A 26,462-nucleotide genomic window follows, 5' to 3' on the forward strand; every position below is an offset into this window, starting at 1 on the left:
AAAGGGGGCGATCACTGTGCAACGATGTGATCAACAGACGCTGGAGGCAACTCCCGTCTAACTAAAAGGGGAAATGAACATGATTCAACTTGTACCGGTAACAGCAGAAAACTGGGAAGCGTGTTGTGAGCTGACACTGACAGCAGAACAGCAAGACTTCATGGAAGCGAATGTCTACTCGATCGCGCAAGCGAAGTTCGAACCTAGCCTTGTCCTTCGGGCGATCATGGCAGGTGAAGCCGTCGTTGGTTTTGTGATGTACAACACGGAGCTAGAAGAACTCGACGGCTACTGGATTTACCGCATCATGATCGATCAAGCGCAGCAAGGAAACGGGATCGGACGATTAGCGATGCAAGCCGTGATTGACGAGATGCGCGCGTTACCTGCTGCAAAACGAATCGTCGTCGGCTATCGACCGGATAATCAGGCGGCACACCGTCTGTATGCGAGTCTCGGCTTCATCGACCACGGGGATCGATTCGGTCGGGAAATGGCAGTACGATTAGACATTTGAAGTATGGAGGGACTCTTGAAACGCAAGAGTCCTTTTCTTTTGGATATTTTTTGAAACTTTTCTCGGCTCATCATGCTCTAATAAGTAAAGGGAGGGAACACGATGGACTTACGAAACGAGCACACGACACTCGTCCGCCGTGCGATGAAGCACGATGAAGCGGCGTTTGAGCAATTGGTGCTCCTACATAGCGAACAACTCTACCGAACAGCATATCTTTATGTGAAGAACGAACACGATGCCTTAGACGTCGTACAAGAGACAGTTTATAAAGCGTTCATCTCCATCGAACAAGTGAAGGAACCGAAACATTTCGTGACATGGCTCACGAAAATCCTCATTCGTAATTGTTATCGTGTGTTGGAAAAACAACAACCAATAGATGACATCTTACTTCATGTTCCGGTACAGGAAGACCAATCGCGAGACGAACATCTCGATCTCGTGCATGCTTTATCGCATTTGCGAAAAGAATATCGGGATGTCTTAGTTCTTTTCTATTTTCATGATATTCCGATGAAAGAGATCGCAAGCTTCATCGGCATTACCCTCAATACTGTCAAGACGTACTTAAAGCGAGGACGCGAAGAATTGAAGATACAGTTAGGAGGAATGGATTATGGCACAGCACGATCTACGAAATGACTATGAAAAAATTCCTGTTCCAACGAACGCCTTACAAGACCGGATTCGTCAAGGCATTACGCAAGGTGTAGCGGAACGACAACACGTACGTCCTCGTCGGAAACAGTACGTAGCCATTGCGGGTCTTGCCGCCTCGCTATTCGTGACGACGTTCATCGTTCCACCGTTCGCTTCCGCGATGTCGCATGTTCCATTGATTGGTGGACTGTATCGTCCCTTTATAGAACAGGGCACAGTCGGTACGGAAATCGAGAAGAAACAACTTGCAACAGCAATTGATCAGACGGTAACGGATCAAGGCATTACGATCAAGATCGTCGACGCCTACTATGATGGTACGACGATCGGGATGAACTTGACGGCAACTGGTGTACCAGACGTCAACGAAACGAAACGAACTGCTTTTTATGAAGTGTTCAAAGGGGATAAACGATTCGAAGGTACTGAAAATCAAGAACTGACATATTTCAAACAGGACGGTAAGGTTTGGAAAGCGCGAATCGAATATGATGTCGGCTTACAGAAATTAAGTGATTCCATGCAGGTGCCACTCGTGATTTCGGAAATGTTTGGTCTAGACGGGAACTGGCAATTCGAGGTTCCGGTCAAACGATTGCAAGCCATTGAACAGACGTTTAATACGACGGTGAAGAATCCTGATTATGCGGTCGATATCACGTTGAAACAGATGACAAAAGGACAGGCAAGTACGACGTTTGATTATACGGCAGTTTATCCGAAGGCGGATCAGTATTGGCTAGAACTGGCTCTATTTGATGATAAAGGGAAAGAAATCATCAAAAACTGGTCAGTCGGAACATCGTTAGTAAGTGGTACAGTTACCGGGTCGCAACGAACGGATGTCTCGCGGATTCGATTCGGAAATTATGTCATTCCATCCGGGTCCTATACGTTGCATCCTTCTTTGAGCCTTTCACCGAAGACACATTGGCTGTCACTAAAGAAGACATCCTTCCCTTATACGCAACAAGATGCGCATCATCCATTGAAGATGACGATTCAAAAGGTAGAGACGTCCGGTTCTCACGTACAAGTCGATTTCTTGACGAACTCGGATCAAAAAATTTCAGATATCAAGTTGGATGTTAAAAACAGTATGTTCCTGATTCAAGGAAACGAACCACCGGATGGTCGCGAAATCAAACCGACTGTTGAAGTCATCGATGCGAAACAAAAGCTACTACGGGCGACGTTCACGTTATCGGCGTCACAAATAGATGCAATCGATGACTTCTATCTACAAACCGGCTATTCCAACACTGTGACGAATACACCAATCGACTTGAAGCCGATTCCGTTCACCGTCGATTAAACAGGAGACTCCTGGCATGCTGTCGAACTAGAATCAACAGTGAGCAACAAAGGAGCCTGATGAGATGGAAGTACGTCAAATGACAGCGGACGATTACCCGGAAGTCGTTCGGATCTACGAACAAGGGATAAAGACGGAGAACGCGACGTTTCGCACGGAGGCATTACCGTACGAAGAATGGACGAGGCATCACCATGAACACAGTCGTCTCGTTGCGATTGAAGACGAGCAATTGCTCGGCTGGGTCGCGTTAAGTCCATTCTCTTCGATTCCGGCATACGCTGGTGTCGCTGAAATCAGCCTCTATATCGCGGAAGAAGCACGCAGTAAAGGTGTCGGCACACGCTTGATGGAAGACGTCATTAAAGCAAGTGAAGTAGCCGGAATCTGGACGTTGCAATCGCAAGTTTTTCCGGAAAATCAAGCGAGTCTGCGCCTTCATGAACGTTTTGATTTTCGGGAAGTCGGTCGCCGGGAGCGAATTGGTCGGCTCGGAGGCAGATGGCGCGATACGGTATTGCTCGAGCGACGCAGCACATATCTCTAAAATTAGGCAAGTGGACGCAATGTTCCCTTGCCTTCTTTGTGTTGAAAGCGAGGGATAACGGGAAAAGACAGACAGCAGAAGAAGGGGGAGGGATCACGATGGATGATTTTTTTGGTGAAGGACTCGAGACCAATCAACAAAAACGGAAACGCAAACTGGAGGAAATCTTTGATCAGTCGTTTGAATCGGAGCGACGGGATTTCAATCAATCGCTGGAGCAGGACGTGACGGTTGCTTTGATCGGAGACGTCAATGCGGGGAAATCCTCAACCTTGAACGCGATTCTTGGTCGCGAAGTCGCAACGGTCGGGGCGCGCCCGGGTGAAACGATTCGTATCGATCAAGTCCGGCAGCATCCGGAGGATAAAGTCATCTTCGTCGATACACCAGGATTGAATGATGCCAATACACAGAACTCGGAAGCGACGTGGACGTACTATCAAAGTGCCGATGTCATCCTTTATTTTTTAAATGCGGCAGGTACTGTTTTATCTGAGACGGAGACGAAAAACTTTCGAAAAATCTATCAACATAACCAAAATGTCTTGATCGTCGTGACGAAGATGGATGCGACGGATGATGTCGACACGATCGTCCACCATATTGCAGAAAAACTACCAGGACCCAAAATCATTCCCGTATCAGCACGAGAAGGAACGAACATTGATCGGCTCCGCCGGGAGGTCCTCGATATCTTAAAAAAGTTCGACAAGGATAATGTGTTCGTTCGCCAGATGGATCCAACCGTTCGCGGGAAGATCGCCAACAATTGGATCGTAGGTGCTGGAACAGCCGCTGGTGCGATTGGTGCCGTGCCGTTTCCAGGAGCTGATATCATTCCGCTGACTTCAATTCAAATCGGCTTGATGCTCAAGTTATCGAATCTGTACGAACGGCAGTTATCCAAAGAGAGTGCGAAGGAGTTGCTTGTCGTGACGATCGTCGGAAACTCCGGAAAGACTGCTTTTCGGCAAATGGCGAAGTTGGTTCCTGGGTATGGTGCCGTCATTGCAGCGGGAGTCGCTTCGACCGCCACCCTTGCACTCGGATACGGAACGAAATATGTCTATGAGAATAAGCTCGAATTAACACCCGAACAACTAATGGGGTTTGTGAAACGATTCCGAAAGAAGGCGGAGGAGTCGTCAGAAGAGACAAACGAGTAATCTCCCTGTTATTCTATACAGCAATAAAGGGGGAGAACATATGACACGATTACTCGAAGAAATCAAACAGTATCAATCGGAATTCCGACAAAAGGCACCTGCTGAGAAACAACGGTTGATGGCGGAAGCGACAGCAGAACTAACTGCTTCTGGTATCGCAAAAGGTCTAGGTGTCGGTGATACGATTCCACACTTTACGTTACCCGATGTATCTGGCAAGCCTGTGGCGATCGAGACATTACTCGAGCAAGGTCCTGTCATCTTAACGTTCTACCGGGGTGGCTGGTGTCCATACTGCAATCTCGAGCTTCGCGCGTACGAACGAGAAATCGACCGAATCCGCGCTCAGGGAGCGACTGTCGTTGCAATCAGTCCGGAGAAACCTGAATTTGCTGAGCAGACAGCAAACAAGAATACGTTAAGCTTCCCTGTCTTGAGTGACGTTGATTTACATGTATCCCGTCAATTTGATTTGGTCTTCGACCTGCCAGATTACTTGATCGAGATTTACAAGGCATCGGGACTTGATGTAGCAAAACACAACGGAAATGAGGATTGGCAGTTGCCGAAACCGGCGACGTTCATTATTGATACGGACGGTGTGATTCGTTTCGCAGAAGTACCATCGGATTATACAAAACGCGTTGATCCGCAGATGATCATTGATTACCTTGAACAATAAAAGAGCCAGTCAAATATACGAAAACCAACTCCTAGGGACGCACTAAGAGTTGGTTTTTTTATGATTCAATCTGTTTTATTTGGATAATATAGACATAAAAATGGGTATAAAGAGGTAACCAAACGTATAGATGGAGGTGAAGCGTCGCTCCTAGTCTATCGGGAGTCCGCGTCGATATGTATGCCATTCAACCAATTTTCAAAGAACGAATTTGGGGCGGTCGACGTTTAGAAGCGTTGTTTCAGTTTGAGTTACCAGAAGGACAAATTGGAGAATGTTGGACAGCATCCGCTCATGCGAGTGGGCGGACGTACTTCTTAGATGGACCTGATCAGGGTAAGACGCTAGATGAATTATGGCAAACGAAACGGACAGAACTATTCGGTGATTATCTGCTTGATGCATTTCCGCTTCATGTAAAATTTCTGGACTCGTCCGCCTACTTATCCGTTCAAGTCCATCCGAACGATGAGGAGGCACGACGGCTAGAAGGAGAACCGTACGGCAAGAATGAGTGCTGGTATATCTTAGAAGCTGCACCAGAGGCAGAAATCATTCTTGGTCACAATCTACAATCACGAGATGCCCTGTTTCGGTGCGCGCAAGAAAAGGACTGGGAGACGTCACTTCGGCATCAAAAAGTTAAACCTGGCGAATTCTATTACATTCCGAGTGGTACAATCCACGCTCTAGGACCAGGCATCGTTCTTCTTGAGATTCAACAGATGAGCGACCGGACGTACCGACTATATGATTACGACAGATTAGGAGATGACGGGAAACCGAGAGAATTACACGTTGAGAAGGCAATCGCTGTCACGACGATTCCAGATGAGCCGTGGACGAACCAACCAGAGACGATCATCAAGGAGGGGGGCATCATGACGAAGTTGCTTCAAGTACCTTCCTTTACGGTCATCCGTCATGAAGTGACCGGTCGGTATGCATTGCATGATCATCCGGTCTTTCGTTTATTGACTGTCATCGATGGTAAAGGAGAAGCGCGGCAAGGAAATCGCGTGATTCCTTTACAGAAAGGGAAACAATTCTTTGTACCGCGTCGAGCGGGAGATTACGAGATAGTTGGATCCGTCACATTCGTGACGAGTGAAGTGTTTTTAGACTAGAGCAGACGAAAGGGCACCACTAGGAGGTGCCCTTTCTAACATCATGGTTTGGACCGGATGGAGGTCGGGAGCGGATAGTTATCCTGCTCTGTCCAATCGATGGAATATTTGATTTCAATCATAATCAGATCTTCTAGTGTTGTCAGAGTATGCGGAACACCTTGTGGAATGTGTACGACAGAAGTCGGTCCGAGTTGCTGTGACTGACCATCGATCAGTGCCTCGGCGCGACCTTGTAAGATACTCCATGTCGAGTCGGTATGCGCATGATAATGATGACTGATTTGTTGATGCGCCTTGATATGCAGCCGTCGGGTCACGGCATAACGTCCGTCCTCTAGTTGCTGTTGATGTAAAATCGTTGCATATCCCCAGCGTTTCCATTCAAATTGTGGTGGCAAAGTGTCGTTCGTCAAATATTCCTTTAAGGCAGGTGTCTCGTCTTTTGACGCAACGAGGACACCATCTGGACTCACCGACACGATTAAGTTATCGAGTCCGATTCCAAGGACAGGAACTTGTAATTCATTGACGATATGCGTATTTTTCGAGTGGAGCATCCGGGCGTTTCCATGAAGCGGATGCGGCATCTCTTCCGTTAATGTATTCCACGTTCCGAGATCTTTCCAGTAGCCATCATACCGATGAACGAATAAAGAATCGGTCTTTTCAACGACCGCATAATCAAATGACGTCTTTTCTAGTGCCTCATAGTTCGAACGAAGCGCTTCGAATGTAGTCGGCACAGCTTGCGCTTCTAGACACTGTATCAAGAAATCAAGGCGACAGGCAAAGACACCACAGTTCCATAATGCACCTTGTTCGATTAAGTCACTCGCGACCTCAACAGTCGGTTTTTCCTGAAAGCGTTCGACGATGGACATGTTTTCGGAGGTTCGCGGAATGATATAGCCATATTTTGATGTGGGATGTAAAGGTTCCACACCCATTAAATGAAGCGCATCTGGATGTTCTTGGACGGCTTGGTCCAGTTGCTCGAAGCGTTCAAAGAACGATAAGTCAACGTAAGGATCGACCGGCATGATGATGACCGTCTCTTCTAAATCGATCCGTTCTGCCAAATAGCTCGTCGCGAGCATGATGGCAGGGAACGTATCGCGACGTGACGGTTCCTGAATGATGGAAGTACGAAAGCCCAGCTGATTTTCGATTGCATCGACTTGTGAACTCGTCGTCGTAATGACGGTCCGGTCGTCCAGACCGACTTCCTGAAGCTGCTGAAAGACACGTTCCATCATGGATTGTTTATTGCCATCGCGATCTTCCAGGATCTTTAAGAACTGTTTCGAGTTCAAATCGTTCGAGAGCGGCCAAAGCCGTTTTCCAGATCCACCTGATAGTAAAAGAATATACATTGACGACCATCCTTTCTTTTTAAAACGGAGGCGATAGCATATGGCACTTTATCTATTAGTTGACTCACATGAACCGACACGACGGATTTTACGTCGTAAACTTTTAGCAGCGGGACAAGACGTACAGGAAGCAGGATCAGGAGAAGAGGCCTTGGAACAACTCAGCAATTCCGACGTTGATGTCTTACTAACGGAACTTCGACTTCCGGAAATGGATGGTGTCGAGCTGTTACGTATTGCCAAACAACGTGCGCCATTAACGAAACAAATCGTGTTGACTGATTATATGCAGGTGCATACGCTGCTCGCAGCAGTAAATGCAGGGAATGTCAGTCGTATGATGACGAAACCTTTGAAAATTGATGAGCGAATACTCTCTATCATGACTAAAATTGGTGATGAAGTCGTCGAGACGAAGCAACGGAAACGTAATTTGGTCAACCATTTTGAGAGCGTGCTTTTGAGTTCAGATCGTCCGTATTGTTTATTTTTTGAAGACGGAACGATTGCCAGTCAACGCGCTCTAATCATTAGTCACTCCGAACAAGAGGTGCGTGAAGAAGATCAGATACAGCGTTTAGAATTCCCCACGCAGTTCGGTACCTACATCTTGTATCAATCAGTCGTCGGAAGCATTACGAAACCCGTTTGAAGAAGAGAGATTCTACACCAATGAAGCTAAGACGCAAGTACATGTAGATGACGCCAACGGTCAACAGCGGATGACGGCTGTATTTTCTTAAATTAGCCTGATGATAGAGAACAGGACGGAAGAAATACCAACGTCGTAAGGCTTTCATGAAGCCCCCCTGTTCCGCGTCGAGCGTCGCGGGCATGACATCAAAGTAATAGCGTTTCTTTCGAAGCAGGTCGTTTAATTCGACCTGCTTTTCATTGTGGTGCACGTAGGTGAACGTCGCACGGCGAATGATCCCGCCTTGTTCCAAATAACGGATCGTCGGTTGCGTCTCTTCGAAACTGATTTGCGTTGGATCAATCTCGCCCGAGGCGACGTACGCTTCGAGCCGCCAGAAGCGCGCGGCTTCCATCGTATGCGTGTCGAGTTGATCCGTCGGAACATTGAACAGGTTACGCTCAAAGACCTTCACTTGACTAAAGTAATTATCATAATCGCTATATGCACGTTCAGGAATCACAAGAGCTCCGACATCTAAGTGCGCTTCAAGATACAAGAGGCAGCTTTTTAATAGCTGTTCTTCGAGTACCATATCGGAATCAATGATGTAGAGATAATCGACATTGTATTGCTTCAAGCGATCAATCGCAGTCTTGCGGGCGATACCTCGTTCACCGTGCGGAAGCGAGAGCACTTCAAATCGCGTATCATTTGCGGTCAACCGACGCATCGTCGCGACGGTAGAATCGGTCGAACCATCATCCGCGATGACACAAAGGAAAGAAGCCTGTTGTGCCTGAAGGGAACGAATCGTTTCAGTGATGATTGCTTCATTTTCGTATGTGGACATAGCGATTCCAATCATGAAAAATCCTCCTTCAGTGCGACGGGTATCAATTCGCGTTGCAACCAGTTTCGAAACGCTTGACCTGTGTGATCCCAGTGCAGGGTCTGAGCGAAACGATGACCGGCTGCTTGAATCATTTCGTATTCTTCCGGGTCACGTAAGCAGGCGCGCATCTCGGCAGCGAGTGCACCTGGCGTCTGACTCTTTGCCATGTAACCAGTCATGCCGTACTGGACGGCGTCGCGTAGTCCAGGTGCGTCATAGACAATCGTCGGTGTGCCAACGGCCGCCGCTTCGCTGACCGTCAGCCCCCAACCTTCTCGTTTGGAAGGAAACAGGAGCGCAGTCGCGCGACTCATCCGTTCGAGCTTTTCTTCCTCACTGACGAATCCAAAATAAGTGATGGCGTCACGCATTTCTTCTGGGACGATCGGATGAAGGTGCTCGGCGATATATGCCTCGTCTTTTTTTCCGATGACCCAGAAACGAGCGTCTGGGTACTCCCGTTTGACGATGACGAAAGCTTGGAGTGCATCATTGATTCCTTTATAGGCAGACATCCGTCCAGCGTATAAAAAAGTCGGATATGCTTCTTTCGGCTTCCAGTCCTCCTCGTTCCATGGGGTAAAGGAGAGACCTTCCGGTAGAATCGTCACCTCGTCTTTGGAAAAGCCGACAGCAAGCAGGTCGTCTGCAGTTGACTGACTGACCGTCAAAGCGCGACCGGTCCGGTACAGCTGCAGACGCGGCGTCTCCGTCCATTCGCCGATGTATGAAAATGGAGGACGAACATTGATTTGCCAGATTTCACGTGTCAGTTGATGAATGAAGAGGGCACGTTTCGCTAATGGAACATATAGGGGTGTGAAAAAGTGATGCGTGTTCATCTGGTCGACGACTAAATCAATCGTCGCAGCATGCGACTGGTAATAAGAAAAGGCGAGCGGAACGACGGAAAGTGCAGAACCTCTTCGGATATAAGTGATGCCGTCCAAAAACTCGACATCGTGTCCGCCTTTAAATGCGGGAGAGAAGTGAGTGATCTCATACTCATCACTGACACGTCGGAGCATCTCGTGGGTGAATACTTCCGCACCACCTGCTTTCGGATGTTTGATATCGCGCCAAGATAAAAAAAGTAGATGTGGTTTCATGTTACGCCTCCTTCACTGAATGGGGGTGTCGGGGTAAGGTGAAACGTAATATCAAGGCGCCGAGTAAAAAGACACCTGCTTGCGCGAGCAACCAAGTCTCGACGGTCGAATGAAATGTCGTCAAGACAATGATGAACAGAATCAGAATCAACCAATAGCCTTTCAAGTACCCAGTTCTGTGTAGTGAAAACTGGACGAGTGCTTCATATTGAATCAACGTGATGCCGACATAAACGAAAACCATATATTTGATGTAATGAGTTGCCGCGTCATAACCACTCCCGAATAGAATCGGAATCAAATAAGGGACGATCGTCCAATACACTAAAACGGCAAGAGCGAGTCCACCTAATAAAATGCGGTAAAAGCGACGCTCCCAAAGAAGAAAGTCTTCGTCCTGACTTTTTTGGCTTAAGCGCGGTAGCAACAATTGTGCGAGTGATAACGCGACGAACAACAGCAGTTGACCAAATCGTAAGGCAACCGAATAATCTCCTGCTAACTGTGGGAAGTAACGGGTGACGAGTAAACTATCGAGTGTGAAAAACAGCGTCATGACGACTTGTGTATGAACCATATGGACGAGTCCGTTCGCCTGGATACGCCCGCTACTAACGGGAAACGTGACTTGCATCAGGCTTAATAGGTAGGACGCAATCATGCCAGCCAAGATGAACAATAGTGCATAACTGACGTTCGTTTGTTGAATCAAGAGCCATGTGGCTAAGACTTTGACGACGGATTCGATGTAATAAGAGAGGTTCAGGGCATAGAAGCGTTCAGTCGCTTGTAAGACACCACGACGAAAAGATAGAAGGATATGAAACACGATGATCAAATAAACAATAAGCAGGTTTATTTTGGTAAACGGCAGGAAATAAGGTAATGCATAAAGTAAAATAAGTAAGAAGCATCCTGTAACCGCCAGTATGCGGAACCGTAACTTTTGGTAATCGTTCGTTTTCTGTTGACTATAGTCCCGAGTCACGGTCCATTGTAAGGCACCACCGATGATGAGCAGAAGACCCAAAAAAGCCAAGTAGGCGTTCAATAATCCATATACAGTACTAGAAAGCTCCCGGGCTAATAACAAATGATAGGCATAGTTCACGAGGTTCAGCGCTACATCTAGAATCGGGAAAATCAATAAAACGGCATGTCGCTGGATGAAACTTGTCATGGAGCCACCTCCCATCAGTCAGAGCTGTTTTACGGAAAGGATGAGACTTATGAGTCAAGGGCATATCGCTGTATTTACCGATCATTCTCGGCACATTCCATACGAATCGTTGATTTCTTACTATCCCGTCCTGTTCTACACACAGCCGGGTAAATGCCCGAACTCCTTCGAACAGATTGCCAGCACTGAAATACAGGAAGCTGAGGAACACGATATTCTTCTATACATCATTGATTATGAGACGCGTGGAGAGGAGCTAGCAATTGCCAATCAAATTCGAGCTGTCCGTCCGCGATCTAAAATTCTGATTGTCAAAGAAGCAGTTCGTTTAAAGGGCGATTTTCCGTACCATACCGTTCAAGGAGATGGAATGCTCCGTCTGTTTTCCTATCGTCCCGCCTATCCGAATGAATTGTTTGCTGAAATCCAGCATATTATCCATCCTGAATATCCCATTTTAAAGGATACTATAGCCTTTATATTGCCAATATTTAACGAAGAGAAACGTTTTAATTATGTAAAAGATTTTTTAGAGTCTCTTGCAACCTTCATCAGTGAAGATTATATCCACGCTTCGATCAATTTCTTTGATGATGCTTCGTCTGACCGATCCAAGGCACTCCTCCAAGAATACCGTTCAATTGTCATGGACGCGACGGATACGTTATTCACGGTCGGCTATCTGGAGGTTCATCATGTCGAGCAAAATACACGAAAAGCCGGTCTATTCATCGAAGGGATGAAAAATATCTCGAGTGATTATTATGTGTTCGTCGACGCGGACAATTCGTTTCGGATTGAAGATATCGCCCGGTTGTTGACGATAGCGCAAGAGGGATACTATGACATCGTCGTCGGAACGAAGGATTTGACGATCGAAGACCGGGGAACTGTCCGCCGTTTCATGAGTTTCGGTAAACGGAATCTGACACGGTTCTTCTTACCAAAAGGTGTGACCGATTCGCAGACCGGTCTAAAGATCATTAACCGTCGTGTCGTTCATCGTTTGTTGCCTTATCTGCATGTCGAGAGTGGTCTCGCGATCGATTTAGAGTTGATGTATGCAGCAAAAAAAGAACGCTTGCGGGTCTATCAACAGCCCGTAACCTGTATCGAACGCGAAGGATCGCACGTCAACCTTGTTAAGGATTCGATTGCGTTCTTGCAGACGATGTTCAGTCTCTATCAACGGCATAGAAAAGACGAAGCACCAGTTAAATGAAAAAGGACAACGGGATCGACCCGTTGTCCTTTTTAAATACACTATCTCTTGTTTCGTTTCAGGCTAGGAATTCGTTGCTTGAACACGGACGATAGACGTTGTCGGATAGCCAGACCACGATTGCTTGTCATGAAATAAATCAACAAGGTACTAAGTGGGAGCGCTAAGACGAGAATGGTCAGTCCAGCGTAATAAATCGGACGCAATACGACGGTCACATGTGCCGTCTTTTCGTTCGAACGATACAACTGACTGACGCCGTTTAATGCCGTGTCACCACGCATCGTTTCCTGGTCCGTCTGGAGTTTAAATAACGGTGTCGGAGAATCATTAACCGTAAAGCGACCGAGTGGCGCATCACTTTTTATATCCCGTCCCATCTGTGAGGCATCGACGTCAAGCGCACGGGCAGGTTCTGTTGCGAACAGCGTACCGCTTTGCTCGGAGAGAACGAGTTGATCGACTAGAATCAGTTGATCGTACGGTAACACTTCTAAATTCTTCAGACGCAATTGCCCAGCCTTTTTCTCATTTCCACGCGTCCAGATATGCAGTTGCATCCGGACGGTCTTCTTCGGTGGAATGACGATTTGTTCGTAATGGTTCCACTGCTTCTTTTTCTTTTCTTCGACTTCATTGATGAAATCCGTACCGATGACACGATCATCTTTATCTAGGTAATACACTTTGAGGTGTCGTTGACGGACGTTCTTGCTGACGGCGTCGAACTGGATCAAATATTCGTGATATGGTTTCACCTTCATTTTTTGCGAGGCATAAATATACCAATCACAAGAGCAGGTCGGCTCGTAATCAATCGTATAGCCGTCTTCGGTCTCACTCGCGTCGAACATATCGTCCGTGATCGAGACACACGTCGCACAATTTGCTGCCGCTTCCGGTGCAGCGAGGGCTTTATCAGTGACGATTTCGTTCGGGTCGAACTTGTGCAGATCCTTCCAATCGACGAGTGACGGTACCTTGCTCGCATAGGACAGCTCTAGCTGATAGCGTCCCTTCTTGAGTGGGATATCGGACAACTTGACACCGTATAACGTTTGGTAAACATCACTCAACTCTGTCATCCGGTACGGAAACGCTAAGTGTAGCGGATCGTACGTCACCGTCTGATTCCCGATCTGCTGTTGATGTTTTTGACCATTTAGAATATCGGCACGAGACAAAGCGCGTTCGAAGACGACCTGCTTTCCGTCTCGGATTTTGACAGTGATTCGACCATCGTTGCCTGGCGGTGGAGTTAACATCAACTGGAGCTGATAATCGGTCGCTTCCCGAATATCGATCGAACGCTGTAAACGTCCACGTTGCGCAGCGATTCCTTTCCCAAAGCTTAGTCCAGGATAGTTTCGTTCCGACTGCAAGTGCCCTGTGTAATCGAATCCGGTCTCTGCCTCGAGTACCATCAAGGTCTTCGTGAAGGCAAGTGTATCTTCGACGCGTTTTTGTAGAGTGGTTAGCTTTTCTTCCGGTATTAGGACGATGTTTTGAATGGCATTAAAGCCTTCCGTGTTCGTCACGCTGAGCGTCGCAGGACCGCTCGGTGTCGTAAACGAACCGAGCGGGACCCAGGCGAGTTTGGCACCTGATCGTTGTTGAGTTGGAATCGTGACGCCTCGTTTATTGAATGTCAGATCGAGTTGTCCGCCTTTTTGGTTCAACAGCACGCGAGCAAAACCAGCGTAACGACCAGCAGGCAAGTCTTTTGTCATCGTAAACATATTCGGGATCATATAATCCTCATAGCTGAAGATTTTAATATCATGGACCCACCAGTACGTTTTCCGCTCGGGGCGCTGGAAGCTGAGTAGATCGATCCGCATCGTTTTTGCGTTTCGTGGCGTGACATATTCACCTTGCAAGTGAATCGCATCGACATCACCGGAATCACGGGGGGCGACGACATACGTTTGATTCAGCTCGCGATCCTTCTCATCAAAGAACCGGACCTTGACGTGGAGCCGGTCGACCCCGCGACCGCTCGCTGTGATATCAAAGCGATAGGCGTTATTCGGGCGTGCCGGCAGCTTACCGGACTTCGCGACTTGCCAGATATATTTCGGGTCGCCTTCTGCGACTTCAGCATGAAGGACAGGCAGGTTATTATCTTTTGACATCGGATTCGGAGACAAGTCAACGATGTCTGGATTATCGGCTTTAAAGAATGTCTCATCCTCAAGCATGGAATTAAAAGAGGCGACCTGTTTCGCTTTTAATCCGTCTAATTTGTAGACGGGCGCGTCAATCCGGGCAGAAGCAAACGATAGACCGATCCCGTCTCCGAAGTCGAGGTCAAACGACGGGTTCGTCATACCTTGCGTCCGCAAATACCAGCGCCAGTCATTATTTCGGAGGAACGTCTTACCCCAGTTCAGGAAAGCATTCGCTGAATCAATCGCTTCGAACGGTTTCCAATAGTATTCTTCCGGTACCTGACTGAGAACAAGATCATTCTCCTCGATCATCTCGACGATATCGCCTTTTTTCATCCAGGAGAGGCTATCCTGATGTCCTTGTGTCGCATACAAAATCGATTGACGACCAAGATCGTAGCCATCCAGTGTCGGATAACTGATCGACCGTTCGAGTCCATAAGGGGTCAAAATCAATTGTGGGACGGTCCGTGTATCGAGCGGTGCGATCAAGTCGAACAAGGTGAACAAGCCGACTTGTTTCGTCTGTACGAGATCACGTTGTTCCTGTAGAACCTTTAGATTGAAATCTTGTCGCTCCTTCATCCCCGTGTACTCATCCCGGTAGGCGAACTGCTTCAGTCCGAACGCTTTCGCGATTTGTCCGGCTTGTTCGGACCGACCGGTGTTGAGTAGATACTGCATGAACGTCATCATGTAACCAATCGTCGGCGACGCCCCTTCATGATGAAAGACGGTATCGTGTGCCGACGTATAGACTTGCACGTCACCTGTTGCTTTGATTTCACCACCTTTTCGTGGATTTTGATTCCAGCGTGGAGTTGCGATGCCGGTACTCGGTTGCGTCATCTCGTCCGCAATCGGGAACTGCAACCACTTCCCATCGACTTCTTCTTGGATAGTGGTGTATTCCTTAGGCATCTTGACCGGATGATAAAAGCCTTCCATATAGACAGTCCGATAAGGGAGGAAAAAGCAGGCGACGACGATCAGTGTCCCGACGATCGAAACAATCCGGTATAGCTGTAAGGGAATCGTCCGGGACGCACGAGTAAAGACAGCGTTCAACCCGACGGCAAGCAGTAAGCTGTAACTGACCATCAAGAGACCAACCAGCTTATTCGGATCGCGGAACATCGCGCCGATCAATGGTGTCTTCGTCACGAACAGGACGAACGCATCCGCAACCTGCTCATGGGTACCGGTCGCAAAGACGATTAGCGGAATCGCGAGTAGACCGAAGAACAGGTGGATTGGTTGTCGGTATGCGACGATAGCTCCTAGTAAAATGAGTAAAAGCGTGATGGCGCCAGCAATCCAAAACGTCAGCGGTAACGTCGTCAAATCAAACATCGGCCACCAATAGCTCGTTAAAAATAAAACATTCGTCCAACTCGAGTGCCGACTGAACAACATCAACGTATCGGAGACATTGATGTTGTGCTGTGAGGCTTGCGATCCGGTCAGAATCGAGCCGACGTACATCAAGAACCAATACCCGTTGAATAGTAGAAAAACGAGACCAAACGCACAGGTTGCCCGAACATAAAACCACAGTAATGACGACCAAATCCGTTCTTTGCGACGCGTCCAACTCGTCTTTAGAAAAATAAGTCCGACCATGATACCCATATAGATCAGCGAAAAGAAGAAATAATGAATTCCCGCCGCCATGAAGGCGAAGACGATCGACAGTCCTGTAATATCAATCCATGTTCGTCGACTCAAGCGATCAGACAAACGAAAACCGGGATCGAGCTGTTCGCGAAACTTCGGATCAAAGATGTTGAAGAACAACATCAAAGCGTAAGGAAAGACGGAATAGCCACATAATAAATAGATATGTTGAATCCGCGTAATCACCCACGGGTTCAAGGCATAAAACAACGCGGCAATCGCAAAGGCAATCAGTGAGAGATAAGAAAAGTGCTTCGAGACATAAACGGAATGGAGCCGTTTCGTAAAAGCAAACATCGATAAAGCAGAGATCGTTAACAGTCCGATTATGAATAACTTGATCAAGACGGGACCGGATGAGCCAAACAATAGACTGAGTACATAAAACGGTAGGATGTAGAGCAGTCGTGCGACATTCAGAAGCGTCGTCGTGCTCCATCGGTTGTTCCAAGCACCGTAGATTTCTTCTAAATAGCGATGTGAGGACAGTCCGAAGGATAGATCGCTGAACGTCACCATACCGGAACGAAACAACGGAAAGCTATAGATCAGGATGAATACAAACATACCAGATAGGACAAGGATGTCCTTACGATACGTATGCATGAAGTTCTTGAGGTGTTGACGGAACGAGTGCATCGGACAACTCCTTTCTGCGAAAATCCGTGCTGAACTTCTTCTCTACAGGAGGGCGATATTCCTAGAAATGGATGTACTTATTTTAGCAATGATTGCGAGAAGTAACGTCCATCCTCAGACGGAGCGTTACAGACGAATGCTTTCGGGTAAAGACTTACAACGAAACGAGTAGGAGGAAAACGCATGAAATGGAAGGGAAGACAGCGGAGTTCGAACGTCGAGGATCGACGGGGAATGGGAGGGAAAGGAATCGCTGGTATCGGTGGTGGTGTCGGGATCATCCTGCTGATCGTCATCACCTTGATGGGTGGTAATCCAGCTGAATTACTCGGAGACTTAACCGGTGGGGATCAGCAAAATACGACGTATGAAGAAACAGCACAGGAAAAAGAAGCAGCGGACTTCGTCTCCGTCGTCTTAGCGGATACGGAACGGGTCTGGACGAAGGAATTCAAAGAAGATGGTAAGACCTATAAAAAACCGAAGCTCGTCTTATATACGGATCAAGTCAGTTCGGCTTGCGGACAAGCAGGGAAGTCCGTCGGTCCCTTTTATTGTCCCGGTGATCAGAAATTATACATTGATTTAAGCTTTTATGATGAACTGCAGTCGAAGTACGGAGCCCCGGGCGATTTTGCGATGGCCTATGTCATTGCGCATGAAGTCGGACACCATGTCCAGACGTTACTCGGAAAGTCGGACGAGATCATGCCCCTTCGAGAGCAGATGAGTGAGGAGAAGTTCAACAAGTACCTTGTTCGATTCGAGCTACAGGCCGATTATTATGCCGGCGTCTGGGCGCATCATGCGCAAGGCGAAAATTTGCTCGAAGAAGGTGATCTTGAAGAAGCGTTGACGGCAGCGAATGCTGTCGGGGATGATACGTTACAAGAGAAGGGACAAGGATATGTCGTACCGGAAAGTTTCACCCACGGCACATCAGCGCAACGGGAGCGTTGGTTCCAAAAAGGCTTTGATAACGGCACGATTGAAGGCGGAGATACATTCAAAGCGAAGAATCTATAAAACGAAGCAACGACAGGCCATTTGAAACATTTTCCAATCGTTTCCGTAAAGAAGAGGGAAGGATTCAAAGGGGAGTGTCGAAGTTGAAGCACATCAGTCTATTTCTATTGCTCTATACGGCTGTCGTCGGATTGACGTACATCGTGTCACGATTTGCGCCGGACTTGTTGATCTACATGGTCTATTTCGCCATTGCGTCATTACTTGTCATCACAGGCTATTTGTTAAAACGACTCGTACTGAAGCGCTAAATACCAAAAAAACCTGTGTTCTGCTTGCGCGGAACACAGGTTTTCGTTATTTAAAAGCTTCTTATGAACGGAACATCGTCGGATCATCTGGAACGTTCTCCAGGTAAGCGATCCGTCCGTTTTCATCGAGACGTGCGATATCTTTTCCGTCTTGTGTGAAGACACTACCGTCTGCTCGTTTTCCGCAAACTGCCCAGCGTGTTTCATACGTTCCTGGTGTTGTTTCTTCCCAGCCCGCATACATATGCTTAATATCCTGATTCGCCGTGAACACATGACGGACGAACTGTTTCCAGGCGTCGATGCCGTGCTTTGGTTGTCCGTTCAGAACGAACGTGATGTCTGTCGTGAATAAGGAAACGAGATCCTCAAAAGCTTGTGCGTCCGTGCGTGACGCGTCGAATAAGTCAAAATAACGATTCAATACCATAGTAAAAACCTCTTTCTGTTCATTAAAGTGTCATCATCCGGTCTGTGATTAACGCATGCAACCGTTCTAAATGTTTCGGTGGACAGGAGGCATCGATTGCTTGACGGATCGAGCCGATCGATTCGCGCTTTAACGTCGATTGCCACGCCTCTTCCGCCTCTGTCATTAGATTCGAGAGTAGACCGATTTCCTGTTCCTGAATTCCCATCAAATCCTCGAAGACACCGCTTGACGCATACAACGTCTGTTTGCCCTCGATTGCCTGATAGACATCAAAGATTTGAATTTCGTCTGCCGGACGCCGTAAACGAAAGCCGCCTTTGACACCCGGTACGGAATACAACAGATCCGCTTGGACGAGTTTTCGTAAGAGCTTTTGGAAATAAGTCGGCGAGGCACCAAGTTGCTGGCTGATGAATTCACCGGGCAACACAGCGCGATCCGGAAGGAAGGTCAAGAGCAACATCGCGTAGACAGATTGCTCGACCCCGGTTTTCATTTGCATGAGAAGTCCCCTTTCGTTAAACGTAGATAATGTATATCCATAATAGTTTTATTCGAAAGAATTGTCGAGTCATATGCTCTCACAAAACCGTCACACCTTTTCGACAGCATCTGCATGGCATCCCCGTTCCGGATTCGGTATACTAAATGTACGATATGTGAAAATATTCACTAAAAGTCGTTCACACTTTGTGAAAGGACGTTTGTATATGAATCCATTAAAAGGAATCGTTCAGATTCCACGTAGTATTCTCATTCAATTCATCATGGCAGCTTTCCTGATGGGGGTTGCGGTCGTTGGTCAATCGTATGGTATCGTGTTGACGGTCGATCGGATTTTCCTGAAGGAACAACCGTTTGAAGCCGTCATTCCGTTACTACTCGTCGTCCTCGGGATGCTGTTGCTCCGGGTCGCCGTGACGTATTGGAACGGTCGTCTCGGTACGACGTTATCGGCACACATGAAGCAGGCGCTTCGGGAAGCACTCGTCGCGAAATACACAGGTCGTTCGGTCGAGATGATGCTACAAGGGCAAGCGGGACAGAAGGTCAGTGTTTTGCTCGACGCTGTAGACGAGATGGACAGCTATTATAGTCAATACTTGCCGAAAGTCGTTCAGACGACGATTGTTCCCTTGATGGTCTTGATCGCAGCATTCAGCTATGACTGGATCACCGGTCTCGTCATGATGATCACAGCACCGTTCATTCCATTGTTCTACATCATCATCGGCATCATGACGCAAAAGCGGGCCGATGCTCAACTCGAGAAGATGACGGCATTCTCGGGAACGTTTCTTGATACATTGCAAGGACTGACGACCTTGAAGTTATTTGGTCGTGCGAAACGACAACGTGACGTCATCGAAAAAAGTAGTCTTGATTTCCGGGATGCGACGTTAACGGTCTTGAAGCTCGCCTTCTTGTCGTCGTTGATGCTTGAGTTCATCTCGATGCTCAGCATGGGAATGATTGCACTTGAAGTCAGTCTGCGCTTGATTCTGTTCCAAAGCATCACCTTCATCCCGGCGTTCCTGATGCTCGTGTTGGCACCAGAGTACTATCTTGCCTTAAAAGAGATGGGTGCTGCCTTCCATACAGGACGCGGTAGTGTCGCGGCAGCGAAACAGATTGCAGCCGAACTAACGACAGACGATCGTCCTGTTGCCTTTGGTCAATCAGAACTTGCGATGAACCGTCCACCACGAATCGTTTTGGATGAAGTTGATTTTACGTATCAAGAAGGACGTTTTGCCTTACAAGACGTGACACTTGCGATTGAACCGTATCAAAAGGTGGCGTTGATTGGTCGCAGTGGTGCCGGTAAGTCGACTGTCTTACAGTTGATTGCCGGACTCGCGGATCCAAAAGAAGGACGGATTCTGCTCGACGGGATTAATCGCAGTCAGGTGGAGGAAGCGAGCTGGTTCCGTCAGTTGAGCTACATCTCGCAGCATCCGTATTTGTATGCCGGAACGCTGGCAGAAAACATCGCGATCGGTGAACTCCGTCAAGCGACGCCGGAAGAGATTTTTGAGGCGGCGCAGGCAGCAGGGCTCGAGGAGCTGATTGCGACGTTACCTGAAGGGATCGACACGGTGATCGGAGAAGGTGGACGTGGTCTATCAGGTGGCGAGAAACAGCGCGTTGCGCTGGCACGAGCGTTCTTGAAACGACCGAACGTCATCGTCTTTGATGAACCGACGACAGGACTCGACGTCAAAACGGAGCGATTGCTTCAACAAGCGATCGAACAGCTTGGACAAGCAGCGACAGTCATTACTGTCGCACACCGCCTGCATACGATCGAGCGCTCAGATCAAATCGTCGTCCTCGATGGCGGACGAATCGTCGATCGTGGCACTCACGATGAACTGCTTGGACGTGATTCGGAATATGCTCGGATGCGCAGCGTCCAGAGAGGGGAGGAAACACGATGAAGGAACTACTAGGAGTCTTTCGGTTGATGGTGCATCAAAAACGCGATATCGCCTGGTCGATCTTCTTCGGTGTCCTCGCCGGAGTGACAGCGGTCGGTTTATTCGCAGCAAGTGGATACCTGATTTCAAAGGCAGCCTTGTTGCCACCGATCCAGACGCTTGCTGTCTTGATTGCGCTGCAAAAAATCTCGAGTCTGACGCGCGCCGTCAGTCGGTATGCGGAACGTTATTATTCGCACCGGGCGACGTTTACGATCCTTAGTGATATCCGGACGTCGTTCTACCGGAGACTCGAGCCGCTCGCGCCAGGAATTTTCGGTAAATACCGGAGTGGGGACTTACTTGCTCGGATCGTCGGTGACGTCGAAAGTCTGCAAAATACGTTCTTACGTGTTCTCTATCCACCGATCGTCTTGTTGCTGGTCTTCTTCTGTACGATCTTTTTCGTCAGTTTCTTCTCGTGGACGATTGCCGGGATTCTACTACTTGGTTTGATTCTGACGGGTTTCTTGATTCCGGGTTGGTTCGCGTACCGCGAACAGCGTTTCGCACGCTCAGTTCGTGTCCGCCGTGGTGACTTGTCGACAGAAGTGACAGAGTTGTTCCAAGGCTATCGTGACTTAAAGATTTACCAGCAGCTTGATCAAAAAGAACAGGACCTGAATGCCGTCGCGAAACGATATGTCGAGGAAGAAAAACGGAATGGTTTACATGCTGTTTCGAACCTTGCTTTGAATACGATGGTGACGCTGATCATCTCTTGGCTCGTTCTTGGTGTCGGTGCCTATCTCGTCGCGAGTGGACAACTCGAAGGTGTCTTCCTTGCTTTACTCGTCATGACATCACTGACGGTCTTCGAGAATGCGGCACCGATGGCGATTTTACCAGGCTTCTTTGAAGATAGCCGCCATGCTGCGAAACGACTCGATGAAGTCGTGACCGAACAAGCGGAGCCAATCTATGACACGTTCGTTCTCGATCAGGCACCATCCTTTGAAACGAATGCATTGACGTTCACGTTCCCTGATGCACCGCGCCCGGTCTTACGTGACGTTACCGTCTCGATTCCTGCCGGCAAGAAGACGGCAATCGTCGGGGCGAGTGGTTCTGGGAAATCCACGTTACTTCAATTGATGTTACGGATGTATCCGACAGACGGATTAACGATTTCTGGTCAAGATAGTCGGACGGTTGATCCGGAAGGGCTTTGGCAACACGCAAATGTCGTCTTGCAACAGAATCATTACTTTTATGGAACGCTTCGCGATAATCTATTGCTCGCAAACGAAGCAGCGACGGACGAGGCGATGCGTCAAGCGCTCGATGATGTCGGATTAACGACGTTCGAATTAAACGATCGTGTATTTGAAAAAGGCGAGAACTTGTCTGGAGGAGAAAAACAACGCTTAGCAATTGCCCGTGTGCTTTTGCGGGAAGCGTCGCTTTACTTGCTTGACGAACCAACGTCTTCCGTCGATGCTTTGACGGAACAGATGATTCTCGATCGACTGTTCGCACGGGCAGCGGACGCGACACTTGTCCTTGTTAGCCACCGGTTAGCAGGTCTTGAAGCGATGGATCAAATCATCGTCATGGATCAAGGTCACGTCATCGAAGTCGGAACGTATGCCGAATTGATGGCGCGACAAGGGGCGTTCTATGAATTAAAACAAGTCGAACAGTCCGTTTTTGCTCCGATTGGATAAAGATATAGGATTGGCGGTGACCCCATGTGGTGCATCGCCTTTTTTAGTTTATAAGCGAGAGCCGAAAAAGACATGACAGTCTACTTTTTGAAATGGTAAAGTCTAGAAAAAACGTGGAGGGGTTTCATGCATATCGAACAATCATCCATCGTCGTCGATCAGACGACCGTTTCATATGATCATTTTCAAATGGGGTCCAAACAGGTCTGCTTCTTGCTCTCGGGAGCATCGTACCTATACGACCATCCTTACTTTTACTACAGCCGGATGGCGCTACTAGCTCGAGGCATCGATGTCATCTGTATTCACTATGTGACGGAAGAGCTCTTTTCGATGACAGACGCTGAATCGAATGCCTGCATGACGCGCCGGGTCGACGCTGTCGTCTCAGAAGTGCTGGCGACGCATACATACGAAAACGTCCAGTTTATTGCGAAGTCACTAGGAACGATTCCTTTAGCGGCATTACTTGCTAAGCCGAATCTACAGACAGCACGCTTTGTCTTCTTAACACCCGTCCTGACTGAAGTGGCCGAACAAATCGCCAATTCGTCGCAAGCTGGACTCCTCGTCATCGGGACAGCCGATAAGTTTTATGATGAAGCGGCACTTGAAACGTGTCGCACCTCACAACTGACGATTGATATCATGGAAGGAGCGAATCACTCCTTGGATCAAGGATTCGAGGTCGATCAATCACTTGCGGTCCTAGGACATGTCGTTCGTCAAATCGAAGCCAATTTGTTCGAGCCACTACCTAAGTAACAAAAAATCCGTCCAGCAGAGCGCCTGCTGAACGGATTTTTTAGTATGGACGAAGTAAGGCACGAACGGGACTACCGTCGCCGTCGACGAGCGGAAGTGGAACAGCGTTGAGGTGGTAATCACCAGGCGTGATCGCATCAAGGACGAGTCCTTCAAGGATATGGACTCCATGCTGCGCCAGTGCGTGATGGGCCGCCATTTCCTTACTATCGATCGCATCGACGCTTGGTAAGTCGAGACCAATCAGCGAAATCCCGAGTTCTCCGAGACGCTCAGCAAGACTTGGCGTCAAGACGGGAATCGTTTCTGGGAAAGTTGATTTGTCGATCCAACCATCTGTTTTGATGATCAAGCGCTGGACATCATTTAGCTCAAAGCCATCTAAATCAGCGGCTGTGATTTCTGTACGACCTGGTAAGTAAATGACGCGCGCATGTCCGATGTAGAGATCCGGATCAAGATCGATGATTTTTTGTCCGGCATCGTCAAAATGAAACGGCGCGTCGACATGAGTGCCAGTATGCAGACTCATCGTTACCTTTCCGACGTTAACGGAACCGGTGTCTGCCTTATTCCATGTCAATGTCGCTTCAAAAGGTGTATCTCCCGGCCACGTCGTGACGTGGCGATCAAGTGGTTGTGAAACATCAATCCATCGTGTCATCGCTTCATCCTCCTCATAATGTCGTGCGGACTGACCACAGTTCCGGGAAGAATCGGTGGTCGAGCACACGTCGTAGATAACTGACGCCAGAAGAACCGCCCGTTCCTGGCTTTTGTCCGATGATCCGTTCGACGGTACTCATATGGTTAAAGCGCCACATCTGCTGCTGGCTCCCGATATCAAGTAGTTTTTCACCGAGCTCATACAGATCCCAGTATTGTTCGACATCCCGATAGACGGTCGCCCAAGCTGCTTCGACACTTGCATTCGGCGTCCAGTCTTGCGTGACATCACGATCAAGGACGGATTGGTCGATCGGTAGCCCATGGCGCGCCATCGCTCGGATCGTTTCGTCGTAGATGCTTGGTGTCTTCAAGTCTTCGAGCATCATCGGATAGAGTGTTTCGTCATGCGCATACACTTTTAGCATCTGCTCATTCTTGAAGCCGAGCGCGAATTCGATTTGACGGTTTTGATACGATTGAAAACCGGATGAGTGACCAAGCGCGTCACGGAATTCTAGATATTCGGCAGGGGTCAAGGTCGACAAGACATTCCACGACTGAATCAACTGGTGCTGAATCTTTGAGATACGTGCGAGCATCTTAAAGGATGATTCGAGATCATCGTTTGCGACCGCTTGCGTCGCTGCTCGCATTTCATGCAGGATCAGCTTCATCCAGAGTTCGCTCGTTTGATGAATGATGATGAACAGCATCTCGTCATGATGCCCCGATAAGCGATGTTGACTCGTAAGCAATGGATCTAGTTGCAAATAATCCCCGTAGGACATATCTTTTTTAAAATCCGTTTGAATCGATGCTTCAATAGACGTAGGATCTGTCTTTGTCATTCCCATTCAGCCCCTTTATCATGTTAATTCAGTTTTCGTTTTTCAGCGGTCTGTGGTTGTTCCGGATGCGCCCGTTTCCAGAAGAAATAGGCGATCGATAAGAACACTAACCACGGTACACCAAACTTCAAGACGATTTGGAAATCCGTGAACCATGTCGTTAGGACGAGTGCGAATAACAACAATGCACCGAGGGCAGTCAGATACGGATAGCCCATCATCCGAACCGGTAACGTCCGTCCACCTTCACGTTCCCAGGCTTTACGGAAGTACAGATGGGAGATGAAAATCATGAACCATGTGAAAATCGCCCCGAACATCGAAATTCCCATCATGAATGGATAAGAAACGCTCGATTGACTGCTGATGATCCCCGCGAGAAAAATCCCAAGTGTCGACAAGGCGAGTGCGAAGAGCGGTACACCTTTTCGATTCAAACGCCCAAATACTTTTGGCGCATACGTTGCCTTCGATAACGAATACATCATCCGTGTCGAAGCATACAGTTGACTGTTCATCGCAGACAGCGCCGCCGTCAGGATGATGAAGTTCATGATGCCGCCTGCATACGGAATCGATAGCATCTCCATTACTTTAACGAACGGACTTTGATCGACACCGCCTGCTTGTTGCCATGGAACGATCATCAACATCAAAGCAATCGTGATGACATAAAACGTCGAGAGACGGAAGACTGTCGCTTTTAATGCTTTCGGTACGGCGACATCTGGATCCTTCGCTTCACCAGCGGTTACGGCAATCAATTCCGTTCCGAGGAAGCTGAACAGGGAGATGAAGATCGCGATCCAGAGACCTGAGAAACCGAACGGCATGAAGCCACCGTCATTTGTGAAGTTTTGTGGACCAATCTCAGGACTTGGACTACCGATGACCAAGTAGGCACCGAGCAGGATGAATAGCAAGATGGCACTGATTTTAATGACTGAGAACCAGTATTCGAAGGTCGCGAACGTATTGACTGTCGTGGCATTGATGTAAATCAACGCGGCAGCGAATACGAGAATCCAGACGACTCCGGGAACGTCCGGGAACCAGTATTTCATATAGATGGCAATCGCACTGACTTCAACGCCGATCGCGAGAACATTTGCGATCCAGTATGAATAGCGGACGAGAAAACCCGCATATGGGCTAATGTATCGTTCGGCAATCGTACCGAACGAGCCAGATGTTGGATGAGCGACCGTCATTTCAGCCAGACAGCCCATTAAAAGTAGGACGATGAAGGCGCCGACAGCGTAACTGATCAAAACGCTCGGTCCGGCAAGCCCGATCGCAAGTCCACTTCCGAGGAAAAGACCGGTTCCGATCGCACAGCCCATTGCAATCATCGTGAGTTGGCGTGTCTTGAGTTCACGCCGTAGTTCAGTAGGTTGTTCCAT

24 protein-coding genes are annotated in these 26,462 nt (G+C 48.2%); 14 read left to right on the forward strand and 10 right to left on the reverse strand.

Translation table 11 applies throughout. The features are described 5' to 3' along the window. Positions 1-79: 79 nt before the first annotated feature. The 7 genes from KNQ03_RS11460 to manA all read left to right on the forward strand — a co-directional run bounded on the left by KNQ03_RS11460 (position 80) and on the right by manA (position 6,017). Entirely contained in the window at positions 80-517 is a 438-nt protein-coding gene (locus KNQ03_RS11460) for a GNAT family N-acetyltransferase (protein WP_133208220.1), read from the forward strand. A 102-nt stretch (positions 518-619) separates the two neighbouring features. Next, entirely contained in the window at positions 620-1,162 is a 543-nt protein-coding gene (locus KNQ03_RS11465; RefSeq protein WP_050676900.1) for a sigma-70 family RNA polymerase sigma factor, read from the forward strand. Then, positions 1,137-2,495 (forward strand): DUF4179 domain-containing protein, encoded by a 1,359-nt coding sequence (locus tag KNQ03_RS11470; protein ID WP_214724792.1) that lies wholly within the window; start codon positions 1,137-1,139, stop codon positions 2,493-2,495. Before KNQ03_RS11465 ends, KNQ03_RS11470 begins: the two co-directional genes overlap by 26 nt. Before the next feature lie 64 nt (positions 2,496-2,559). Continuing rightward, a complete protein-coding gene (locus KNQ03_RS11475; RefSeq protein WP_214724794.1) occupies positions 2,560-3,042 on the forward strand; it encodes a GNAT family N-acetyltransferase in 483 nt (160 codons plus the stop codon). 98 nt (positions 3,043-3,140) lie between these two features. Then, positions 3,141-4,208: a YcjF family protein gene (locus KNQ03_RS11480; RefSeq protein WP_214724796.1), complete on the forward strand. Its 1,068-nt coding sequence runs from the start codon at positions 3,141-3,143 to the stop codon at positions 4,206-4,208. 40 nt (positions 4,209-4,248) lie between these two features. Next, complete coding sequence (locus KNQ03_RS11485; RefSeq protein WP_214724797.1) at positions 4,249-4,890, forward strand: peroxiredoxin-like family protein; 642 nt, start codon at positions 4,249-4,251, stop codon at positions 4,888-4,890. 176 nt (positions 4,891-5,066) lie between these two features. Next, positions 5,067-6,017, forward strand: a complete 951-nt coding sequence (manA, locus tag KNQ03_RS11490; RefSeq protein WP_064300458.1) for a mannose-6-phosphate isomerase, class I — start codon at positions 5,067-5,069, stop codon at positions 6,015-6,017. Positions 6,018-6,058: 41 nt separating this feature from the next. Here the strand turns inward: manA and KNQ03_RS11495 are convergent, their stop codons facing one another. Continuing rightward, positions 6,059-7,393, reverse strand: coding sequence for a sugar phosphate nucleotidyltransferase (locus KNQ03_RS11495; protein WP_214724799.1), 1,335 nt, complete (start codon positions 7,391-7,393; stop codon positions 6,059-6,061). Positions 7,394-7,433: 40 nt separating this feature from the next. Here KNQ03_RS11495 and KNQ03_RS11500 point away from each other — a divergent pair, with 40 nt between their 5' ends. Continuing rightward, complete coding sequence (locus KNQ03_RS11500; protein WP_214724801.1) at positions 7,434-8,045, forward strand: response regulator; 612 nt, start codon at positions 7,434-7,436, stop codon at positions 8,043-8,045. Here KNQ03_RS11500 and KNQ03_RS11505 read toward each other — a convergent pair. Genes KNQ03_RS11505 through KNQ03_RS11515 form a run of 3 tightly spaced genes read right to left on the reverse strand, consistent with a single transcriptional unit; the run spans position 8,029 to position 11,211 of the window. Continuing rightward, positions 8,029-8,895 carry a glycosyltransferase family 2 protein gene (locus tag KNQ03_RS11505; protein WP_214724803.1) on the reverse strand — a complete coding sequence of 289 codons (867 nt, stop codon included), beginning with the start codon at positions 8,893-8,895 and terminating at the stop codon, positions 8,029-8,031. The genes KNQ03_RS11500 and KNQ03_RS11505 overlap by 17 nt on opposite strands. Beyond that, positions 8,892-10,031, reverse strand: coding sequence for a glycosyltransferase family 4 protein (locus KNQ03_RS11510; RefSeq protein WP_214724804.1), 1,140 nt, complete (start codon positions 10,029-10,031; stop codon positions 8,892-8,894). Before KNQ03_RS11510 ends, KNQ03_RS11505 begins: the two co-directional genes overlap by 4 nt. A gap of 1 nt (position 10,032) precedes the next feature. Beyond that, positions 10,033-11,211, reverse strand: a complete 1,179-nt coding sequence (locus KNQ03_RS11515; RefSeq protein ID WP_050676910.1) for an MATE family efflux transporter — start codon at positions 11,209-11,211, stop codon at positions 10,033-10,035. A gap of 49 nt (positions 11,212-11,260) precedes the next feature. On the opposite strand from KNQ03_RS11515, the gene KNQ03_RS11520 reads away from it, so the two are divergent. Beyond that, positions 11,261-12,433, forward strand: a complete 1,173-nt coding sequence (locus KNQ03_RS11520) for a glycosyltransferase (protein ID WP_053452384.1) — start codon at positions 11,261-11,263, stop codon at positions 12,431-12,433. Between the two features lie 41 nt (positions 12,434-12,474). On the opposite strand, the gene KNQ03_RS11525 is transcribed toward KNQ03_RS11520, so the two are convergent. Continuing rightward, positions 12,475-16,920: an MFS transporter gene (locus KNQ03_RS11525; RefSeq protein WP_214724806.1), complete on the reverse strand. Its 4,446-nt coding sequence runs from the start codon at positions 16,918-16,920 to the stop codon at positions 12,475-12,477. A gap of 183 nt (positions 16,921-17,103) precedes the next feature. Between KNQ03_RS11525 and ypfJ the strand changes: the two genes are divergently transcribed. Both ypfJ and KNQ03_RS11535 read left to right on the forward strand, forming a co-directional pair. Then, the gene (gene ypfJ, locus KNQ03_RS11530) at positions 17,104-17,946 is read left to right on the forward strand and encodes a KPN_02809 family neutral zinc metallopeptidase (protein ID WP_214724808.1); all 843 of its coding nucleotides are present in this window, start codon (positions 17,104-17,106) and stop codon (positions 17,944-17,946) included. Between the two features lie 83 nt (positions 17,947-18,029). Beyond that, positions 18,030-18,197 (forward strand): hypothetical protein, encoded by a 168-nt coding sequence (locus KNQ03_RS11535; RefSeq protein WP_214724810.1) that lies wholly within the window; start codon positions 18,030-18,032, stop codon positions 18,195-18,197. Between the two features lie 61 nt (positions 18,198-18,258). Here KNQ03_RS11535 and KNQ03_RS11540 read toward each other — a convergent pair whose 3' ends face one another. Further along, on the reverse strand, positions 18,259-18,627 hold the full coding sequence (locus KNQ03_RS11540; RefSeq protein ID WP_029343141.1) for a nuclear transport factor 2 family protein: 369 nt from the start codon (positions 18,625-18,627) through the stop codon (positions 18,259-18,261). Between the two features lie 22 nt (positions 18,628-18,649). Beyond that, positions 18,650-19,132 (reverse strand): Rrf2 family transcriptional regulator, encoded by a 483-nt coding sequence (locus tag KNQ03_RS11545; protein WP_214724811.1) that lies wholly within the window; start codon positions 19,130-19,132, stop codon positions 18,650-18,652. 208 nt (positions 19,133-19,340) lie between these two features. On the opposite strand from KNQ03_RS11545, the gene cydD reads away from it, so the two are divergent. The 3 genes from cydD to KNQ03_RS11560 all read left to right on the forward strand — a co-directional run bounded on the left by cydD (position 19,341) and on the right by KNQ03_RS11560 (position 23,542). Further along, positions 19,341-21,071, forward strand: coding sequence for a thiol reductant ABC exporter subunit CydD (gene cydD / locus KNQ03_RS11550; RefSeq protein WP_214724813.1), 1,731 nt, complete (start codon positions 19,341-19,343; stop codon positions 21,069-21,071). Continuing rightward, positions 21,068-22,777, forward strand: coding sequence for a thiol reductant ABC exporter subunit CydC (cydC, locus tag KNQ03_RS11555; protein WP_214724815.1), 1,710 nt, complete (start codon positions 21,068-21,070; stop codon positions 22,775-22,777). The genes cydD and cydC overlap by 4 nt, the downstream gene beginning before the upstream one ends. A 126-nt stretch (positions 22,778-22,903) precedes the next feature. Then, a complete protein-coding gene (locus tag KNQ03_RS11560) occupies positions 22,904-23,542 on the forward strand; it encodes a cyclase (RefSeq protein WP_214724817.1) in 639 nt (212 codons plus the stop codon). Positions 23,543-23,582: 40 nt separating this feature from the next. On the opposite strand, the gene kynB is transcribed toward KNQ03_RS11560, so the two are convergent. Genes kynB through KNQ03_RS11575 form a run of 3 tightly spaced genes read right to left on the reverse strand, consistent with a single transcriptional unit; the run spans position 23,583 to position 26,462 of the window. Next, the gene (gene kynB / locus KNQ03_RS11565; RefSeq protein ID WP_029343146.1) at positions 23,583-24,206 is read right to left on the reverse strand and encodes an arylformamidase; all 624 of its coding nucleotides are present in this window, start codon (positions 24,204-24,206) and stop codon (positions 23,583-23,585) included. A 13-nt stretch (positions 24,207-24,219) separates the two neighbouring features. Next, a complete protein-coding gene (gene kynA, locus KNQ03_RS11570; protein ID WP_149426635.1) occupies positions 24,220-25,059 on the reverse strand; it encodes a tryptophan 2,3-dioxygenase in 840 nt (279 codons plus the stop codon). A 23-nt stretch (positions 25,060-25,082) separates the two neighbouring features. Beyond that, positions 25,083-26,462, reverse strand: coding sequence for an amino acid permease (locus tag KNQ03_RS11575; protein WP_251133565.1), 1,380 nt, complete (start codon positions 26,460-26,462; stop codon positions 25,083-25,085).

The organism is Exiguobacterium sp. s143 (assembly GCF_018618895.1).
Classification (GTDB): Bacteria; Bacillota; Bacilli; order Exiguobacteriales; family Exiguobacteriaceae; genus Exiguobacterium_A; species Exiguobacterium_A abrahamii.

Coding starts and splice junctions, on each gene's coding strand:
- KNQ03_RS11520 (WP_053452384.1), top strand. CDS start 11,261: ATGAGTCAAGGGCATATCGCTGTATTTACCGATCATTCTCGGCACATT.
- KNQ03_RS11515 (WP_050676910.1), bottom strand. CDS start 11,211: ATGACAAGTTTCATCCAGCGACATGCCGTTTTATTGATTTTCCCGATT.
- KNQ03_RS11525 (WP_214724806.1), bottom strand. CDS start 16,920: ATGCACTCGTTCCGTCAACACCTCAAGAACTTCATGCATACGTATCGT.
- KNQ03_RS11480 (WP_214724796.1), top strand. CDS start 3,141: ATGGATGATTTTTTTGGTGAAGGACTCGAGACCAATCAACAAAAACGG.
- KNQ03_RS11540 (WP_029343141.1), bottom strand. CDS start 18,627: ATGGTATTGAATCGTTATTTTGACTTATTCGACGCGTCACGCACGGAC.
- KNQ03_RS11475 (WP_214724794.1), top strand. CDS start 2,560: ATGGAAGTACGTCAAATGACAGCGGACGATTACCCGGAAGTCGTTCGG.
- manA (WP_064300458.1), top strand. CDS start 5,067: ATGTATGCCATTCAACCAATTTTCAAAGAACGAATTTGGGGCGGTCGA.
- KNQ03_RS11465 (WP_050676900.1), top strand. CDS start 620: ATGGACTTACGAAACGAGCACACGACACTCGTCCGCCGTGCGATGAAG.
- KNQ03_RS11575 (WP_251133565.1), bottom strand. CDS start 26,462: ATGGAACAACCTACTGAACTACGGCGTGAACTCAAGACACGCCAACTC.
- KNQ03_RS11500 (WP_214724801.1), top strand. CDS start 7,434: ATGGCACTTTATCTATTAGTTGACTCACATGAACCGACACGACGGATT.
- KNQ03_RS11560 (WP_214724817.1), top strand. CDS start 22,904: ATGCATATCGAACAATCATCCATCGTCGTCGATCAGACGACCGTTTCA.
- KNQ03_RS11495 (WP_214724799.1), bottom strand. CDS start 7,393: ATGTATATTCTTTTACTATCAGGTGGATCTGGAAAACGGCTTTGGCCG.
- kynB (WP_029343146.1), bottom strand. CDS start 24,206: ATGACACGATGGATTGATGTTTCACAACCACTTGATCGCCACGTCACG.
- kynA (WP_149426635.1), bottom strand. CDS start 25,059: ATGACAAAGACAGATCCTACGTCTATTGAAGCATCGATTCAAACGGAT.
- KNQ03_RS11470 (WP_214724792.1), top strand. CDS start 1,137: ATGGCACAGCACGATCTACGAAATGACTATGAAAAAATTCCTGTTCCA.
- KNQ03_RS11510 (WP_214724804.1), bottom strand. CDS start 10,031: ATGAAACCACATCTACTTTTTTTATCTTGGCGCGATATCAAACATCCG.
- cydC (WP_214724815.1), top strand. CDS start 21,068: ATGAAGGAACTACTAGGAGTCTTTCGGTTGATGGTGCATCAAAAACGC.
- ypfJ (WP_214724808.1), top strand. CDS start 17,104: ATGAAATGGAAGGGAAGACAGCGGAGTTCGAACGTCGAGGATCGACGG.
- cydD (WP_214724813.1), top strand. CDS start 19,341: ATGAATCCATTAAAAGGAATCGTTCAGATTCCACGTAGTATTCTCATT.
- KNQ03_RS11505 (WP_214724803.1), bottom strand. CDS start 8,895: ATGATTGGAATCGCTATGTCCACATACGAAAATGAAGCAATCATCACT.
- KNQ03_RS11485 (WP_214724797.1), top strand. CDS start 4,249: ATGACACGATTACTCGAAGAAATCAAACAGTATCAATCGGAATTCCGA.
- KNQ03_RS11460 (WP_133208220.1), top strand. CDS start 80: ATGATTCAACTTGTACCGGTAACAGCAGAAAACTGGGAAGCGTGTTGT.
- KNQ03_RS11545 (WP_214724811.1), bottom strand. CDS start 19,132: ATGCAAATGAAAACCGGGGTCGAGCAATCTGTCTACGCGATGTTGCTC.